Raw genomic sequence first — 16389 nt, 5'->3', positions numbered from 1 at the left:
AAACGCGCCGAAGCGCGTTTTTTGTATTGCTCGCGATGTCGGCGAGATCAGCCGGCAGCGGCTTCGTCTTCGAGCACGGCCTTGATCGACAGGCGGATGCGACCCTGCTTGTCGACTTCGAGCACCTTGACCTTGACGATGTCGCCTTCCTTGAGCTTGTCCGAGACCTTCTCGACGCGCTCGTTGGAGATCTGCGAAACGTGCACGAGTCCGTCCTTGCCCGGGGCGATCGTGACGAAGGCACCGAAGTCCATCAACTTGGCGACCTTGCCTTCGTAGATGCGGCCCGGCTCGACATCGGACGTGATCGATTCGATGCGCGCCTTCGCGGCCTGGGCGGCGGCGGCGTTGACCGAAGCGATGATGATCGTGCCATCGTCCTGGATATCGATCTGGGTGCCGGTTTCCTTGGTGATGCCCTGGATGGTCGCGCCACCCTTGCCGATCACTTCGCGGATCTTGTCCGGGTGGATCTTCATCGTCAGCAGGCGCGGCGCGTAATCGGACAATTCCGCACGCGGCGCGTTCAGGCCCTTGGCCATCTCGCCGAGGATGTGCAGTCGACCACCCTTCGCCTGATTCAGCGCGACCTTCATGATCTCTTCGGTGATGCCGTCGATCTTGATGTCCATCTGCAGTGCGGAAATGCCTTCCGAACTACCGGCCACCTTGAAATCCATGTCGCCGAGATGGTCTTCGTCGCCGAGGATGTCGGACAGCACGGCATAGTCGCCGCCTTCCTTGATCAGGCCCATCGCGATGCCCGCAACCGGTGCCTTCAGCGGGATGCCCGCGTCCATCATCGCCAGCGAGGAACCGCAGACCGAGGCCATCGAGGACGAGCCGTTCGACTCGGTGATTTCCGAGACGCAGCGGATCACGTACGGGAATGCTTCCATGCTCGGCATGACGGCAGCAACGCCGCGCTTGGCGAGTCGGCCGTGGCCGATTTCGCGACGCTTCGGACCGCCACCGCGGCCGGTTTCACCGACCGAGAACGGCGGGAAGTTGTAGTGGAACAGGAACGGGTCCTTGGACTCGCCTTCGATCGCGTCGATGATCTGCGCGTCGCGCGTGGTGCCGAGCGTGGTGGTGACCAGCGCCTGGGTTTCACCGCGAGTGAACAATGCCGATCCGTGGGTGCGCGGCAGCACGCCGACGCGGACCGTGATCGGGCGCACGGTCACGAGGTCGCGGCCATCGATGCGAATCCTGGTGTCGAGCACCGAGCGGCGCATGGTGTGGTACTCGAGATCGCCGAATTCCTTGGCGATCATGGCCGAGGTCCAGCCGTTGGCTTCACATTTGGACTTGAGTGTTTCCTGGACTTCCTTGCGGATGACCGAGATGGCGTCGCGACGCTGACCCTTGTCGTGAATCTTGTAGGCGGCACCGAGGCGATCGCCGATGATGGCCGTGATCGCACTGATCAGGGCGTCCTGCTTGGCTGGCGGCGTCCATTCGAAGGTCTTGCGACCGGCTTCCGCAGCGAACTCGTTGATGGCCTGGATCACCACCTGCATCGCCTTGTGGCCGTGGGTGACGGCGCCGAGCATCACTTCTTCGCTCAGCATCTTGGCTTCGGACTCGACCATCAGCACTGCGTTCGCGGTACCGGCGACAACCAGTTCGAGCTGCGACGTCTTGAGCTCGGTCGCGGTCGGGCACAGCAGGTACTGGCCATTGGCATAACCGATCTTGGCGGCACCGATCGGGCCGTTGAACGGCAGACCGGAGATCGCGAGTGCAGCGGAGGCACCGATCAGCGCCGGGATGTCGCCATCCACTTCCGGATTCAGCGACAGGACGGTGGCGATGATCTGCACTTCGTTGCGGAATTCTTCCGGGAACAGCGGACGGATCGGGCGATCGATCAGGCGACAGGTCAACGTCTCCTTCTCGGTCGGGCGACCTTCACGCTTGAAGAAGCCGCCGGGGATACGGCCACCGGCGTAGAATTTTTCCTGGTAGTCCACCGTCAGCGGGAAGAAATCGGTGCCTTCACGCACCGACTTCGCACCGACGACCGACACGAGTACCACCGTGTCGGACATCTTGACCACCACCGCCCCGCTGGCTTGGCGGGCGATCTCACCCGTTTCCAGGGTGACATCATGATTACCGTACTTGAACGACTTGACTGTCTTGGCCACGAGGCGGTTCCTTTGGATGATCGATTAGCGACGCAGGCCGAGTTTCTCGATCAGCGCCTTGTAACGCGCGCTGTCGCTCTTCTTCAGATAAGCCAGCAGGCGGCGGCGCGAGTTGACCATGGTGATGAGACCACGGCGCGAATGATGATCCTTCGCGTGCGCCTGGAAGTGCGGCGCGAGCACATCGATCTGGGCAGACAGCAGCGCGATCTGGACTTCCGGCGAACCGGTGTCATTCGGCTTGCGGCCGTGTTCGGCGATGATCTTGGCGGATTGTTCGGCAGTCAGGGACATGGGATTTTTTCCTGAAACGGGGCGAGTCCACACGGCGCCAGATACGCGCTGTCGGTCTCTACAATGGGTTTTGGGCGAAGGAGGCCGCGCATTCTAAGGGCGAGCCGAAGTCTCTACAAGCAAACCGGCGTGAATTTCCCCGGGCGGTTCATCCGGTTGCCATCAATCGGTCGGCGCGCAGGATGCCGGTGTCGACCTGGCCCAACCCGAAGAAACCGCCCGCCGGGTCGTACAGGCGAAAGCGCCCGGCCGATTCGGTCCGTCCGGTGACGCGACGTCCGAACTTCAACTCGGTCATTGCAGCACTGTCCAGCGTCAGGGCCGGAAACTGAGCCATGGCGCGGTCGATCGGCAGCACGAAGTGGCCGGGATCGACGCAGTCGTTCAGTATTTCCAGCGTCACCATCGGCAGCGATTCGAACGGACTGACCCAGCGCCGCCGCAGTTCCGCCAGATGCGCCGCCGAACCGAGCGCGCGGCCGATATCGACCCCGAGACTGCGAATATAGGTGCCGGAGCCGCAGGTGACGTCGAGCTCAAGCGCTTCGGGCGTATACCCGATCACCTCGATCTTCTCGATGTCGACATCGCGTTCCGGTACCTCGACCTGCTCGCCCTGGCGCGCCAGCTTGTACATCGGCACCCCGTCGCGCTTGATCGCCGAATACATCGGCGGACGCTGGCGGATGCGGCCGACGAAGCGCGACAGCACGGCATCGAGTTCGCTGCGCGTCGCCGTCGGCAATGGCTCGCTGACGACGATGTCGCCTTCCCGATCCGCTGTGGCGGTCTCCGTCCCGAACGCGATCGTGGTCCGGTAGGCCTTGTGCGCCGAGATCACGTGCTGGATGAACTTGGTCGCCTCGCCGAGAAAGATCGGCAACATGCCGGTCGCGAGCGGATCCAGCGTGCCGGCATGACCGGCCTTGATGCGCTCGTAACGCCGACGGACGCGCTGCAAGGCCGCGTTCGAACTCAGTCCGATCGGCTTGTCGAGCAGGACGACGCCGTGCACCCGGCCTCAGTCCGGATCGCGCAGCAGCTGGTCGATGCGCTCGCCGCGATCGACCGAATCGTCGTACTTGAAATGCAGGGCCGGCACGGTTCTGAGCTCGACCCGCTGCGCGAGTTCGCGCCGGAATTCCCATGCGGCCGCATTCAATTCCTTCACGGCCGGCTTGCCCTGATCGCCGATCAGGGCCGTGACGAAAACCGTGGCATGCGCGAGGTCCCGCGTCACCTCGACATCCGAGACCGATACCGACGGGATCAGCTTGTCGCGCACGGCGTCATGCACGATGGCGCCGATTTCCCGGCGCAGCAGCGCCGAGATGCGGTCGGTACGGTGGAAGCCTGCGCGCATGACCATCGTTCCTTACAAGGTCCGCGCGACTTCGGTGCGTTCGAAGCACTCGATCTGATCGCCGACCTTGATGTCGTTGTATTGCTTCACGCCGATGCCGCACTCCATGCCGTTGCGCACTTCGTCGACCAGTTCCTTGAAGCGGCGCAACGATTCGAGCTCGCCCTGGAAAACGACGACGTTCTCGCGCAGCACGCGGATCGGCTTGTTGCGCTTGACCTGGCCCTCGATGACCATGCAACCCGCGACCTGGCCGAACTTCGACGAGCGGAACACGTCGCGCACCTGGGCCACGCCGATGATTTCCTCGCGGACCTCCATGCCGAGCATGCCGGTAGCGACCTGCTTCACCTGGTCGATCACGTCGTAGATGATCGAGAAGTAGCGCAGATCCAGGCCATTTTCCTGCACGATCTTGCGCGCGGTGCCATCGGCACGCACGTTGAAGCCGATGATCACGGCCTTCGATGCAGCGGCCAGCGTCGCATCGGATTCGGTGATGCCACCGACACCGCTGGCGATCACGTTGATCTTGATCGAATCGGTGCTCAGACGGGTCAGCGAATCGCGCAAGGCTTCGGTCGAACCCTGGACATCGGCCTTCACGACCAGGTTCAGCGTCGGCACATCGCCCTGGGTGACGCTCGACCAGACATCTTCCATCTTGGTCGCCTGCTGCTTCACGAGGCGGGTCTCACGACGCTTCTGCTCGCGCTGCTGCGCCACGTCCTTGGCCAGACGTTCGTCCTCGACCGCGATGAAATCGTCGCCGGCATCCGGCACCCCGGAGAGGCCCAGCACCACCACCGGAATCGACGGGCCGGCTTCATTCACCTGGCGCCCGGCTTCGTCGAACATCGCACGCACGCGGCCATAGTGGATGCCGCAGACGAGGAAGTCGCCCTTGTTCAGCGTGCCGTTCTGGACCAGCACCGTCGCGACCGGGCCACGGCCCTTGTCGAGGCTGGATTCGATCACGGTGCCATTGGCGCGGCCATCGGACACTGCGGTCAGCTCCATCATTTCCGACTGCACGAGGATCGCGTCGAGCAACGCGTCGACACCCATGCCGGTCTTGGCCGACACCGGAACGAAGATCGTGTCGCCACCCCATTCTTCCGGCACCACTTCGTGCTGGATCAGGCCCTGCTTCACGCGTTCCGGATCAGCGTCCTGCTTGTCCATCTTGTTCACCGCAACGATCAGCGGCACCTTCGCGGCGCGCGCATGCTGCACGGCCTCGATAGTCTGCGGCATCACGCCGTCATCGGCTGCAACGACGAGGATGACGATATCGGTGAGCTTGGCGCCACGTGCACGCATCTGCGTGAATGCGGCATGGCCCGGGGTGTCGAGGAAGGAAACGACGCCCTTCTCGGTCTCCACGTGGTAGGCACCGATGTGCTGGGTGATGCCGCCCGCTTCGCCCGCAGCCACTTTGGTGCGGCGGATGTAGTCGAGCAGCGAGGTCTTGCCGTGGTCGACATGACCCATGATCGTGACCACCGGCGGACGCGTGCTGCGGTCGCCCTGGGCGACATCGAGCTTGGCCGCCAAGGCCGATTCGGCATCATTCTCGGTCGCGCGCGAAGCCCTGTGGCCCAGTTCTTCGACGACCAGGACCGCGGTATCGTGGTCGATGCTCTGATTGATGGTCGCCATCACGCCCATCTTGAACAGCGCCTTCACCACGTCCGCGCCCTTCAGCGCCATCTTGGTGGCGAGATCTGCGACCACGATGGTGTCGCCGATCGCGACCTCGCGGACCATCGGTGCGGTCGGACGCGAAAAGCCGCCGGAAACACCGCCACCGCCACGATCATTCGAGCGGAAATCGGGCTTGGACATGCGCGGCTTCTTGCGCGGACGACGTGAATGGTCGCCCGGCAGATGGAGTTCGCCCGCAGCGAAGCGCGACGCACCGCTGTTGTCGTCGTCCACGACGTCGGTCACCACCATGCGGTGGCTGCCCTTGGCGCCCTTGTGTCGATGCGGCGGCTCGCTGCCCTTGGGGGCTTCCTTGCGGACCGGCGCAGGCGCCTTGTCCTCAGCCTTCTTCGGTGCCTCGTGATGATGCTTCTTGCCGGCGCGGGCCTCTTCTTCCTCGCGCAAGCGCGCGGCCTCGACTTCGGCGCGCTTCGCAGCATCGGCCACCGCTTCCTCGGCGCGACGACGCTCATCCTGTTCGTGGCGCTGGGCCTCGAATTCGGCACGACGCACCGCGTCCATTTCGCTCAGGCGCTTCTGCTCGGCGTCGTTGCGGGCTTTCGATTCCGCCAGCAACTTCAGGGCATGTTCGCGCTCGGCATCGACTTCCGGCGCCACCACCTGCTCTTCGACTTCGCTGCGCTTCACATAGGTGCGCTTCTGGCGCACTTCGATGTTGACGGTCTTGCCCTTGGCCGCGCCGCTGGAAACGGTGAGCTCGCCGACCTGCTTGCGCTTCAGCGTGATCTGCTTGGGCGCGGCCGCTTCGATGGACTCTTCCTTCTTGCCGTGGGTGCGACGCAGGAAACCGAGCAGCTTCACCTTTTCGGTGCTGCTGACAACCTGATCCGCACGATCGAACTTCATTCCCGCTTCGGAAAGCTGCGCAAGCAGCCGGTCCGCGGACATGCCGAGGACTTGCGCGAGCTGATTTACGGTGACGTCGGACATGCTGTGCCTCTTTGCTGCTTTCGCTGCGGCGGAATTACTGGAACCACGGCGCACGCGCCGCAAGGATCAAGGCGGCGGCGCGTTCGGCGTCCATGCCTTCGATGTCGGTGATTTCATCGGCAGCAAGCTCGGCCAGCTCTTCCTGGCTGCGGATGCCGCGTTCGGCCAACGCGTAGGCAGTGGCTTCGTCCATGCCTTCAAGCGCCAGCAGGTCCTCGGCCGGCTTGTGCGATTCGAGATCTTCCTCGGCGGCGATCATCTGCGTGAGCAGCGCATCGCGGGCACGGGCACGCAGCTCGGCAACGATGTCCTCGTCGAATTCCTCGACCGACAGCAGTTCGCTTTCCGGCACGTAGGCGATTTCCTCGATCGAGGAGAATCCTTCCTGGACCAGGATCGATGCGATCTCCGCATCCACTTCCAGCTTCTCGACGAACAGCAGCCGCGCCGCTTCCTGCTCGGCTTCGCTCTTCTGCTGCACCTGGGCCTGGGTCATCACGTTGAGCTGCCAGCCGGTCAGCTTGCTCGCCAGTCGCACGTTCTGGCCACCGCGGCCGATGGCCTGCGACAGCTTGTCCTCGGCGACCGCGACATCCATCGAATGCTTGTCCTCGTCGACGATGATCGACTGCACTTCGGCCGGCGCCATCGCGTTGATGACGAACTGCGCCGGGTTGTCATTCCACAGAATGATGTCGACGCGCTCGCCATTGAGTTCGTTCGACACCGCCTGTACGCGCGAGCCGCGCATGCCGATGCAGGCGCCGATCGGGTCGGTACGATGATCGTTGGCCTTGACCGCGATCTTCGCGCGATCGCCGGCATCGCGCGCGCAACCCATGATCGTGACCAGACCCTGGCCGACCTCCGGCACTTCGAGCTTGAAAAGTTCCATCATGAATTCGGGTGCCGTGCGCGACACGAACAGCTGCGGTCCGCGCGCTTCCAGGCGCACGTCATGCAGGTAGCCACGGACACGATCGCCGGCGCGCACGTTCTCGCGCGGAATGGCCTTGTCGCGGGCAATGAAAGCTTCGGCATTGCCACCGAGATCGAGGTAAACCGCACCGCGCTCGACACGCTTGACGATACCGGTCACCAGTTCGCCGATGCGATCGCGATAGGCGTCGACGACCTGGGCACGCTCGGCTTCGCGCACGCGCTGCACGATCACCTGCTTCGCGGCCTGGGCAGCGATGCGGCCGAACTCGGCGTTCTCCACCGGCTCTTCGAGGAACTCGCCGACTTCGGCGTCGGCCTTCACGTCGACCGCATCCATCAGTCGCAGCTGGCGATCCGGCGATTCCATGACGACGTCATCGGCAACGACTTCCCAACGCCGAAACGTCTCGTACTCACCGGTGTTGCGATTGATCGCGACACGCATGGCCACGTCCTGCTCGGCGTAGCGCTTCTTCGCGGCCGAGGCCAGAGCGGCCTCCATCGCATCGAAGATGACACTGCGAGCAACGCCCTTCTCGTTGGCGACTGCATCCACGACCATCAGCATTTCTTTGCTCATCACTGCGCTCCATGGCACGCGTCAGCGTGCCGACGTGATCAAGATTTCTTTTTGCCCTTGCCCGGCTTCGCGCCGCTCGGCTTGGGTGTCGGGTCGATGGCCGAAAAATCCGGTACCAGTTTCGCTTTCTCGATGTTCGAATGCGCGATCGTGACGTCGCCGCCGTCCTGCGACAGCACGACATTGTCGCCATCCACGCCGACGATCGTCCCCTGGAAACGACGCCGACCATTCACCGCGAGATTCACGCTGACTTTCGCGGCCTCACCAATGAAGCGCGCGAACTGCGCCACGGTGAACAGCGGACGGTCGAAACCAGGCGACGACACTTCCAGCGTGTAGCGGCCGGAAATCGGATCGTTCACGTCGAGCAAGCCGCTGACTTCACGACTCACCGCCTCGCAGTCCTCGACGGTGACGTGACGGCCCTCGACGTCGATATAGACGCGCACGAGGCCGCTGCCGCGACTGGCGACAAACTCCACGCCCAGGCACTCCAGGCCCAGCGAAGCCACTACCGGTTCGAACAGTCGGGTCAATTGTTCCGCGTTCATCTCGTCTCCTGCATGGCAGGACTCCAAAAACAAAAATGGGCCCGAAGGCCCATCGCATCGTGCACGGTTCGCGTCCGTGCGCCGTGCAGCGTGATCGGGATCACGCATGCGGTGCGAAAGAAAAGGGCCTCCGAAGAGGCCCGTTCCGTATTCGTTGGTAGCGGGGGTAGGATTTGAACCTACGACCTTCGGGTTATGAGCCCGACGAGCTGCCAGACTGCTCCACCCCGCATCAGGCGACGCGCATCATAGTGACGCGCGTTGCGCAAAGCAACAAAAATAGATCGCAGCGATTCAGCTCGCAGCCACCGCGGAGAGGCACCAGGTCATCAATGATCCACCGAACACGCCGAGCGCGATCAGCGCGAGCACGTTCGCGGTCAGCACGATGCGGAACGTGTTGTCGGTGTGCGCAATGACCGGTGCCTGTGCAATCGGTTCATCGAAGTACATCACCTTGATCACGCGCAGGTAGTAATACGCACCGATCACCGCACACAGCCCGCCGGCGATTGCCAGCCACAGGGCATCCGCCCGGATCACCGCTTTCAGTACCTGCAGCTTGGCCAGGAACCCGACGAACAGCGGCACGCCGGCAAACGAGGCCATGACCACCAGCATCAGGAAGGCGTAGAACGGGTTGCGCTGATTGAGTCCGCGGAAGTCGTCGATCTCCTCGGCCTCGAATCCGGCACGCGACAGCAGAACAATCAGGCCGAACGCAGCCACCGCCGTCAGCGAATACGTCGTCGCGTAGAACAACGCGGCACCGAAACCGTCCGCACCGCCTCCGATGATGCCGAGCAAGAGGAATCCGACGTGCGAAATCGTCGAGTAGGCCAGCATGCGCTTCAGATTGGTCTGTGCGATCGCCACGATGTTGCCGATCACCAGTGACAGGACTGCGAGTACCGACAGCATCGCCGACCACTGGCTCCACAACGCTGGCGTGCCGAAGCCGTTGTCGAGCAGCCGATAAGCCATGCCGAAGGCAGCGACCTTGGGTGCGCTGGCCACGAACAAGGCGACGCCGGTCGGCGAACCTTGATAGACGTCAGGCACCCAGGCATGAAAAGGCGCTGCGCCAAACTTGAACGCGATGCCGACGACGATGAAGACAACACCGAATACCAGCAATTCCGGTCGCGGCACGTTGCTCGATGCAATCGCGCGGATGCTGCCAAGGTCCAGCGAACCGGTGGCGCCGTAGACCATGCTCATGCCGTAAAGCAGCAGGCCGGAAGCGAGCGCACCCAGCACGAAATATTTCATGGCCGCTTCCGACGACAACGGGCTGTCGCGGTTCAGTGCCACCAGTGCATAAGAGCACAACGCCAGCATTTCCAGGCCGAGATAGGCGCTGAGCATGTTGCCGGCCGAGACCAGCAACATCATGCCGATCACCGCGAACAGGGACAATGTGTAGAACTCGCCCTGATAAAGCCCGCGAGGCTTCAGGTGCGGACGCGCATATACATACGCCAGCGCGGTGCTGCCGAGAATGAACAGTTTGCACACCGCCGCGACCTCGTCGCGGATGTACATGCCGTTGAACGCGGTGCGTGCCAGGGAAACGTCACCGATGGAGCGCCACACCAGCACCCCGGCGATCACGAGAACCACGATCGACAACCAGTGCGTGACCGAACGTTGCTGCTGCGGAATGAACAGGTCGGCGATCAGGATCGTGAACACCGAGGCAAGCAGGAACATCTCCGGCAACATCGCCCGGATGTCGGCCATCGAGATCGCGATGTCGACTGCATTAGAAACCATGTCGCGAACTCCTCACGCCTTCACGCGCAACAACTGCTCGACCACCGTGGCGATCGACGCGTCCATCAAATGGGTCAGTGGTGCCGGCCAGATGCCGAACAGCAGCGTCGCCGCCGCAAATCCGCCGAGCACGAGTGCCTCGCGGCCATTGATATCGGTCAATGCCTTGACGTGGACATGCGTGGCCTCGCCGAACATCACCCGCTTGACCATCCACAGCGTGTATGCGGCGCCGACGATCAGCGTGATCGCGGCGGTGGCGGCGATCCACGGCTTGGCCTGGAAACTGGCCACGATGACCATGAATTCACCGACGAAACCCGAGGTGCCCGGCAAGCCGCTGTTGGCCATCGCGAAGAACACCATGAAGAATGCGAACCAGGGCATCGTGTTGGCGACGCCGCCGTAGTCGCCGATCATGCGACTGTGCACGCGGTCATAAAGCACGCCGACGCAGGAGAACAACGCCGCCGAAATGAAGCCGTGCGAGATCATCTGGACCATCGCGCCCTGGAGTGCCAGACGCGCGCCGTCGATGTTGCCGGCGTCGCGCGCCAGCGTCAGCGTCACGAAGGCACCGAGCGTCACGAAGCCCATGTGCGAAATCGACGAATAGGCGATCAGCTTCTTCATGTCCTGCTGCACCAGTGCGACGAAGCCGATGTAGACGACCGCGATCAGCGACAGCGCGATCACCAGCCAAGCGAATTCATGCGAGGCATCCGGCGTGATCGGCAATGCAAAGCGCAGGAAACCGAAGCCGCCGATCTTCAGCATGATCGCGGCCAGGATCACCGAACCGCCGGTCGGCGCCTCGACGTGCGCGTCCGGCAGCCAGGTATGCACCGGGAACATCGGCACCTTGACCGCGAAGGCCAGCAGGAACGAGAAGAACAGCCACATCTGCTCGGTGCGCGTCAGCGGGAACTGCGCCAGCGTGGCCAGATCAAAGCTGCCCGACTTCAGGTACAGGTAGATCAGGCCGATCAGCATGAAGATCGAGCCGAAGAACGTGTACAGGAAGAACTTGATGGTCGCGTAGACGCGGCGTGGTCCGCCCCAGATGCCGATGATGATGAACATCGGGATCAGCATGGCTTCGAAGAACACGTAGAACAGCAGCGCGTCGAGCGCGCAGAACACGCCGATCATCAGGCCTTCGAGCACCAGGAAGGAAGCGAAATACTGGTGGACCTGCTTGTCGATCGCGTCCCAGGCCCCGATCAGCACCAGTACCGTCGTGAATGCGGTCAGGGCGATCAGCGCAACGGCCACACCATCGACGCCGACGTGATAGTTCACGTTCAAGGCTTCGATCCAGGGCAGGCGCTGCACGAACTGCATCGAACTCGACATCGCATCGAATCCGCTCAGCAAAGGAACGCACAGCGCGAGCGTCGCCAGCGCGAAAACAAGGGCGACCCAGCGCGCACGATTCGCATCGGCTCCGCCGGAGACAAGGGTTGCGACACCACCGAGCACCGGCAGCGCAATCAACCAACTGAGCAAGTGAGCGGACATCATCCAGAATTCCTCAGGGGCACGTTCAGCCGATCCAGACGAACGCGCCAAGTAGCGCGATGAGCCCGAGGATCATCGCGAAGGCGTAGTGATACAGATAACCGGACTGCATCCAGCGCATGATGCTGGACGCGCGCTCGATGACGGCAGCCGAACCATTGACGATGGCACCGTCGATCACGCCGACGTCGCCGGCCTTCCACAGGCCGCGGCCCAACAGGACGCTGCCGCGCGCGAAGACCGCCTGGTAGAAGGCGTCGAAGCCGTACTTGTTCTCGAGAATGCGCGCCAGCGGTTTCAGCGTCGAATAGATGCGCGCAGGCATGGCCGGATTGACCAGATACAGGTAAGTGGCCAGCGCGAAACCGGCGAAGGCGAACCAGAACGGCGCCGTCGTCAGTCCATGCAGGGCAAACGCGACCACGCCGTGGAACTCCTCGGCAAAATGCGCCAGCGGCGCATGTCGCGGATCGACGAAAATCGCGCCACTGAAGAAATCCCCGATCAGCATCGGCTGCACGAAGAACCAGGCGATGCAGATCGACGGTATCGCGAGCAGGATCAGGGGCAAGGTCACGACCAGCGGCGACTCATGCGGTGCATGTTCGAGATGGCCGGGTTCGTGATGACCATGCGCATCGTCATGATCGTCATGATGCGCATCGCCGTGGTGTGCCTCGACGACGAATCGCTCCTTGCCGTGGAAGGTCAGGTACAGCAACCGGAACGAATACAGCGAAGTCACGAACACGCCAAACAGCACGGCGTAATAGGCATACGCGAACGCGGCGCCGCCATGATGCGCCGCCGACTGTGCCGCCACGATGATCGCGTCCTTGGAATAGAAACCCGAGAACAAGGGCGTGCCGACCAGGGCCAGCGTGCCGATGACCGCGGTGATCCAGGTGATCGGCATGTATTTGCGCAGGCCACCCATGTAGCGCATGTCCTGCTCGTGGTGCATCGCGATGATCACCGAGCCGGCACCGAGGAACAGCAGTGCCTTGAAGAAAGCGTGCGTCATCAGGTGGAACACGGCCGCGGAATAGGCCGACACGCCCAACGCGACCGTCATGTAGCCAAGCTGCGACAGCGTCGAATAGGCGACCACGCGCTTGATGTCATTCTGCACCAGACCGATCAGACCGGTGAAAAAGGCCGTCGTCGCACCGATCACCGCGATCGTTGCCAGTGCGGTGTCCGACATCTCGAATAGCGGCGACATGCGCGCGACCATGAAGATGCCGGCGGTGACCATCGTCGCTGCGTGGATCAGGGCCGAAATCGGCGTCGGGCCTTCCATCGAATCCGGCAACCAGACATGCAACGGCACCTGCGCCGACTTGCCCATCGCACCGATGAACAACAGGATGCAGATCACTGTGGGCACTGCCCATGCGTGGCCGGACACGAGCTCGATGGTCTTGCCTTCGATCGCGAGCTTGTTCGCGAAAACAGTGGCGTAATCGAGCGTGCCGGTGTACATCAGCACCGCGGCGATGCCGAGCAGAAAGCCGAAGTCGCCGACGCGGTTGACCAGGAAGGCCTTCATGTTCGCGAACACCGCGCTGGGCTTCCTGAACCAGAATCCGATCAGCAGGTAGGACACCAGGCCCACCGCTTCCCAGCCGAAGAACAGCTGCAGGAAGTTGTTGCTCATCACCAGCATCAGCATCGAGAAAGTGAATAGCGCGATGTAGCTGAAGAAGCGCTGGTAGCCGGGATCTTCGGCCATGTAGCCGATGGTGTAGATGTGCACCATCAGCGATACGAAGGTGACGACGACCATCATCATCACCGTCAGGCTGTCGATCAGGAATCCGACGTGCGCCGAGTACCCGCCGATCTCGAACCAGGTATAGAGGTTCTCGTTGTAGGTCGGCATGCCGTCGAACGCGACCAGCTTGAACACATACAGCGACAGCACGCAGGACAACGCGACGCCGCCGATGGTCACGACATGCGCGCCGCGCCGGCCGACCTGGTTGCGGAAGAAGCCGGCGATGATGGCGCCAATCAGGGGCGCCAGCGCAATGGTGAGCAGGATCGAATTGAGGGAAGTGGCCTGCATCGGATCAACCCTTCATCGTGTCGAGTTCTTCGACATTGATCGTGGCGCGGTTGCGGAACAGCAGGACCAGAATCGCCAGTCCGATCGCGGACTCCGCCGCTGCCACGGTGAGAATGAAGAACACGAAGATCTGTCCGGCGGCATCGCCGAGGAAAGCCGAGAACGCGACGAAATTCATGTTCACCGCGAGCAGCATCAGTTCCAGCGCCATCAGCAGGATGATGACGTTCTTGCGGTTGATGAAGATGCCGGCGACGCTGACGCAGAACAGGATCGCACCAAGCACGAGGTAATGACCGAGTGTGATCATGCCTGCTTGCTCCCGTCGCTGCTGCTGGGCAAATCGACCAGGCGGATGCGGTCTTCCCGGCGCGTCGCAGCCTGCTTGGCCGGATCCTGCGTGCGCACGTTCGGGCGATGGCGCAAGGTCAGGGCGACGGCGGCGACGATCGCGACCGTCAGGATCACCGCGGCGATTTCGAACGGCAGGATGTAGTCCGAGAACAGGGTGCGGCCCAGCCATTCGGTGTTCGACAGCCCCTGCTCGGCCGCGGCATCGCGAACACCACCACCCTGCATGAGCTTGCGCGCACCCATCAGACCGATCAGTTCGGCCAGCATGATCAACGCGACGACCAGTCCCGCCGGCAAGTAGGTGGTGAAGCCTTCGCGGCTGGGCAAGGACTTGATGTCGAGCATCATCACCACGAACAGGAACAACACCATCACCGCACCGACATAGACGAGGACCAGCGCGATCGCGAGGAACTCGGCACGCAACAGCAGCCACAAACACGCGCAGGTGAAGAAGGTCAGCACCAGCGACAACGCGCAATGCACCGGATTGCGCAGCGTCACCACGGCGACACTGGCAGCGACCATGACGGTGGCCAACAGGTAAAACATCAGGGCTTCAAGGGACATGCGTGCTCCTCAGCGGTAAGCCGCGTCTTGACGACGCGCTGCCGCGATTTCGGCCTCGTAGCGGTCACCGATGGCCAGCAATTGCTGCTTGCTCACGATGTTCTCGCCGCGTTGCTCGAAGTGGTATTCGTGGACATGAGTCTCGACGATCGAATCGACCGGGCAGCTCTCTTCGCAGAAACCGCAGAAGATGCACTTGAACAAGTCAATGTCGTAGCGCGTGGTGCGACGCGAACCGTCGGCACGCTGCTCGGAATCGATCGTGATCGCGAGCGCCGGACACACGGCCTCGCACAGCTTGCAGGCGATGCAGCGTTCCTCGCCATTCGGATAACGGCGCAGCGCATGCAGGCCGCGGAAGCGATTCGACTTCGGAATGGCTTCCTCGGGATAGCGCACGGTGTATTTCGGCGCGACCAGGTACTTGCCGGTGAGCGCCATGCCCTTGAGCAGTTCGAGCAGCAGCAGACTCTTGAAATAGCGGATGACGGCGTTCATGGCGCGCCTCAGGAATTCGGAACCAGAACGCCGGTGTACACAAGCACACCGGTGACCATGACCCAGGCGATCGTGATCGGGATGAACACCTTCCAGCCCAGCCGCATGATCTGGTCATAGCGGTAACGCGGGAACGTGGCGCGGAACCACAGGAACATGAAAGCGAAGAAGGCGACCTTGACGGCCAGCCAATGCGGACCACCCTTGCCGATCAGGCCCCAGGATTCCGGGAACGGCGACAACCAGCCACCGCAGAAGAACAGCGGGACCAGGAACGACACCAGGATCATGTTCGCGTATTCGGCCAGGAAGAACAGCGCGAAGGCCGATCCGGCATATTCGACGTGGAACCCCGCCACGATTTCCGATTCGCCCTCGGCGACATCGAAGGGTGCGCGGTTGGTCTCGGCGAGCCCGGAAATGAAATAGATCAGGAACAGCGGGAACAGCGGCCACATGAACCATTCGAAGACGCCGCCATTGCCGCCCTGCGCATGCCCGATCTCGGTCAGGTTGAGACTGCCCGCCGCGATCAACACGCCGACGAGGGCAAAGCCCATCGAAATCTCGTAGGAAATCACCTGGGCGGCGGCGCGCATGGCACCGAGGAACGCGTATTTCGAGTTCGACGCCCAGCCGGCAAGGATGATGCCGTAGACACCCATCGAGGTCATGGCCAGCAGATACAACAGCCCGGCATTGACGTCCGCATGCACGATGCCCTCGCCCGCCGGTACCACTGCCCAGGCCGCAAAGGCGGGAATCAAGGCCAGCATCGGCGCCAGTCGGAACAGGAACAGGTTCGACTTCGACGGGACGATGATTTCCTTGAACAGCAGCTTGAACACGTCCGCAAACGGCTGCAGGAAACCCTTGCCGATGTAGACCGGGCCACGACGCACCTGCATCCAGCCGATCACCCAGCGTTCCGTCACGGTGTAGAAAGCGACCGCAAGAATCAGCGGCACGATCGGCAGCAGCAGGATCTTGATCGCCATCCACACGGTCGGAAATTCCGCCGTGTAGGTATTGAACAACGACAGCAACTGGTCCAT

The 16389-nt window shown here is 62.5% G+C and carries 14 protein-coding genes and 1 tRNA gene; all 15 read right to left on the bottom strand.

All coding sequences use genetic code 11. From position 1 onward, the window contains the following. Positions 1 to 47: 47 nt before the first annotated feature. The gene (gene pnp / locus IPP28_10945; protein MBL0041534.1) at positions 48 to 2153 is read right to left on the bottom strand and encodes a polyribonucleotide nucleotidyltransferase; all 2106 of its coding nucleotides are present in this window, start codon (positions 2151 to 2153) and stop codon (positions 48 to 50) included. 24 nt (positions 2154 to 2177) lie between these two features. Further along, the gene (gene rpsO / locus IPP28_10940; GenBank protein MBL0041533.1) at positions 2178 to 2447 is read right to left on the bottom strand and encodes a 30S ribosomal protein S15; all 270 of its coding nucleotides are present in this window, start codon (positions 2445 to 2447) and stop codon (positions 2178 to 2180) included. 148 nt (positions 2448 to 2595) lie between these two features. Next, positions 2596 to 3462 (bottom strand): tRNA pseudouridine(55) synthase TruB, encoded by an 867-nt coding sequence (gene truB, locus IPP28_10935; protein ID MBL0041532.1) that lies wholly within the window; start codon positions 3460 to 3462, stop codon positions 2596 to 2598. Positions 3463 to 3468: 6 nt separating this feature from the next. Further along, entirely contained in the window at positions 3469 to 3810 is a 342-nt protein-coding gene (rbfA, locus tag IPP28_10930; GenBank protein MBL0041531.1) for a 30S ribosome-binding factor RbfA, read from the bottom strand. Positions 3811 to 3822: 12 nt separating this feature from the next. Then, on the bottom strand, positions 3823 to 6468 hold the full coding sequence (infB, locus tag IPP28_10925; GenBank protein MBL0041530.1) for a translation initiation factor IF-2: 2646 nt from the start codon (positions 6466 to 6468) through the stop codon (positions 3823 to 3825). 34 nt (positions 6469 to 6502) lie between these two features. Continuing rightward, positions 6503 to 7990, bottom strand: a complete 1488-nt coding sequence (gene nusA / locus IPP28_10920) for a transcription termination/antitermination protein NusA (GenBank protein MBL0041529.1) — start codon at positions 7988 to 7990, stop codon at positions 6503 to 6505. 38 nt (positions 7991 to 8028) lie between these two features. Beyond that, the gene (gene rimP / locus IPP28_10915; protein MBL0041528.1) at positions 8029 to 8544 is read right to left on the bottom strand and encodes a ribosome maturation factor RimP; all 516 of its coding nucleotides are present in this window, start codon (positions 8542 to 8544) and stop codon (positions 8029 to 8031) included. Positions 8545 to 8699: 155 nt separating this feature from the next. Continuing rightward, positions 8700 to 8776 (bottom strand) — tRNA-Met (locus tag IPP28_10910). Positions 8777 to 8838: 62 nt separating this feature from the next. Beyond that, positions 8839 to 10287, bottom strand: coding sequence for an NADH-quinone oxidoreductase subunit NuoN (nuoN, locus tag IPP28_10905; GenBank protein ID MBL0041527.1), 1449 nt, complete (start codon positions 10285 to 10287; stop codon positions 8839 to 8841). 45 nt (positions 10288 to 10332) lie between these two features. Further along, entirely contained in the window at positions 10333 to 11844 is a 1512-nt protein-coding gene (locus IPP28_10900) for an NADH-quinone oxidoreductase subunit M (protein ID MBL0041526.1), read from the bottom strand. 22 nt (positions 11845 to 11866) lie between these two features. Next, a complete protein-coding gene (gene nuoL / locus IPP28_10895; GenBank protein MBL0041525.1) occupies positions 11867 to 13912 on the bottom strand; it encodes an NADH-quinone oxidoreductase subunit L in 2046 nt (681 codons plus the stop codon). A 4-nt stretch (positions 13913 to 13916) separates the two neighbouring features. Next, on the bottom strand, positions 13917 to 14222 hold the full coding sequence (nuoK, locus tag IPP28_10890; protein MBL0041524.1) for an NADH-quinone oxidoreductase subunit NuoK: 306 nt from the start codon (positions 14220 to 14222) through the stop codon (positions 13917 to 13919). Then, positions 14219 to 14836, bottom strand: a complete 618-nt coding sequence (locus tag IPP28_10885; GenBank protein ID MBL0041523.1) for an NADH-quinone oxidoreductase subunit J — start codon at positions 14834 to 14836, stop codon at positions 14219 to 14221. The genes nuoK and IPP28_10885 overlap by 4 nt, the downstream gene beginning before the upstream one ends. A gap of 9 nt (positions 14837 to 14845) precedes the next feature. Next, positions 14846 to 15334 carry an NADH-quinone oxidoreductase subunit NuoI gene (gene nuoI / locus IPP28_10880; GenBank protein MBL0041522.1) on the bottom strand — a complete coding sequence of 163 codons (489 nt, stop codon included), beginning with the start codon at positions 15332 to 15334 and terminating at the stop codon, positions 14846 to 14848. An 8-nt stretch (positions 15335 to 15342) separates the two neighbouring features. After that, the gene (gene nuoH / locus IPP28_10875; GenBank protein MBL0041521.1) at positions 15343 to 16389 is read right to left on the bottom strand and encodes an NADH-quinone oxidoreductase subunit NuoH; all 1047 of its coding nucleotides are present in this window, start codon (positions 16387 to 16389) and stop codon (positions 15343 to 15345) included.

The organism is Lysobacterales bacterium, from assembly GCA_016721845.1.
Taxonomy (GTDB): Bacteria; Pseudomonadota; Gammaproteobacteria; order Xanthomonadales; family Ahniellaceae; genus JADKHK01.
The sequence above is the reverse complement of the archived record's forward strand: the minus strand, read 5'-3'. Positions and strand labels throughout refer to the sequence as shown.

Coding starts and splice junctions, on each gene's coding strand:
- nuoK (MBL0041524.1), bottom strand. CDS start 14,222: ATGATCACACTCGGTCATTACCTCGTGCTTGGTGCGATCCTGTTCTGC.
- IPP28_10885 (MBL0041523.1), bottom strand. CDS start 14,836: ATGTCCCTTGAAGCCCTGATGTTTTACCTGTTGGCCACCGTCATGGTC.
- nuoI (MBL0041522.1), bottom strand. CDS start 15,334: ATGAACGCCGTCATCCGCTATTTCAAGAGTCTGCTGCTGCTCGAACTG.
- IPP28_10900 (MBL0041526.1), bottom strand. CDS start 11,844: ATGATGTCCGCTCACTTGCTCAGTTGGTTGATTGCGCTGCCGGTGCTC.
- nusA (MBL0041529.1), bottom strand. CDS start 7,990: ATGAGCAAAGAAATGCTGATGGTCGTGGATGCAGTCGCCAACGAGAAG.
- nuoN (MBL0041527.1), bottom strand. CDS start 10,287: ATGGCCGACATCCGGGCGATGTTGCCGGAGATGTTCCTGCTTGCCTCG.
- infB (MBL0041530.1), bottom strand. CDS start 6,468: ATGTCCGACGTCACCGTAAATCAGCTCGCGCAAGTCCTCGGCATGTCC.
- nuoH (MBL0041521.1), bottom strand. CDS start 16,389: ATGGACCAGTTGCTGTCGTTGTTCAATACCTACACGGCGGAATTTCCG.
- rimP (MBL0041528.1), bottom strand. CDS start 8,544: ATGAACGCGGAACAATTGACCCGACTGTTCGAACCGGTAGTGGCTTCG.
- nuoL (MBL0041525.1), bottom strand. CDS start 13,912: ATGCAGGCCACTTCCCTCAATTCGATCCTGCTCACCATTGCGCTGGCG.
- rpsO (MBL0041533.1), bottom strand. CDS start 2,447: ATGTCCCTGACTGCCGAACAATCCGCCAAGATCATCGCCGAACACGGC.
- rbfA (MBL0041531.1), bottom strand. CDS start 3,810: ATGCGCGCAGGCTTCCACCGTACCGACCGCATCTCGGCGCTGCTGCGC.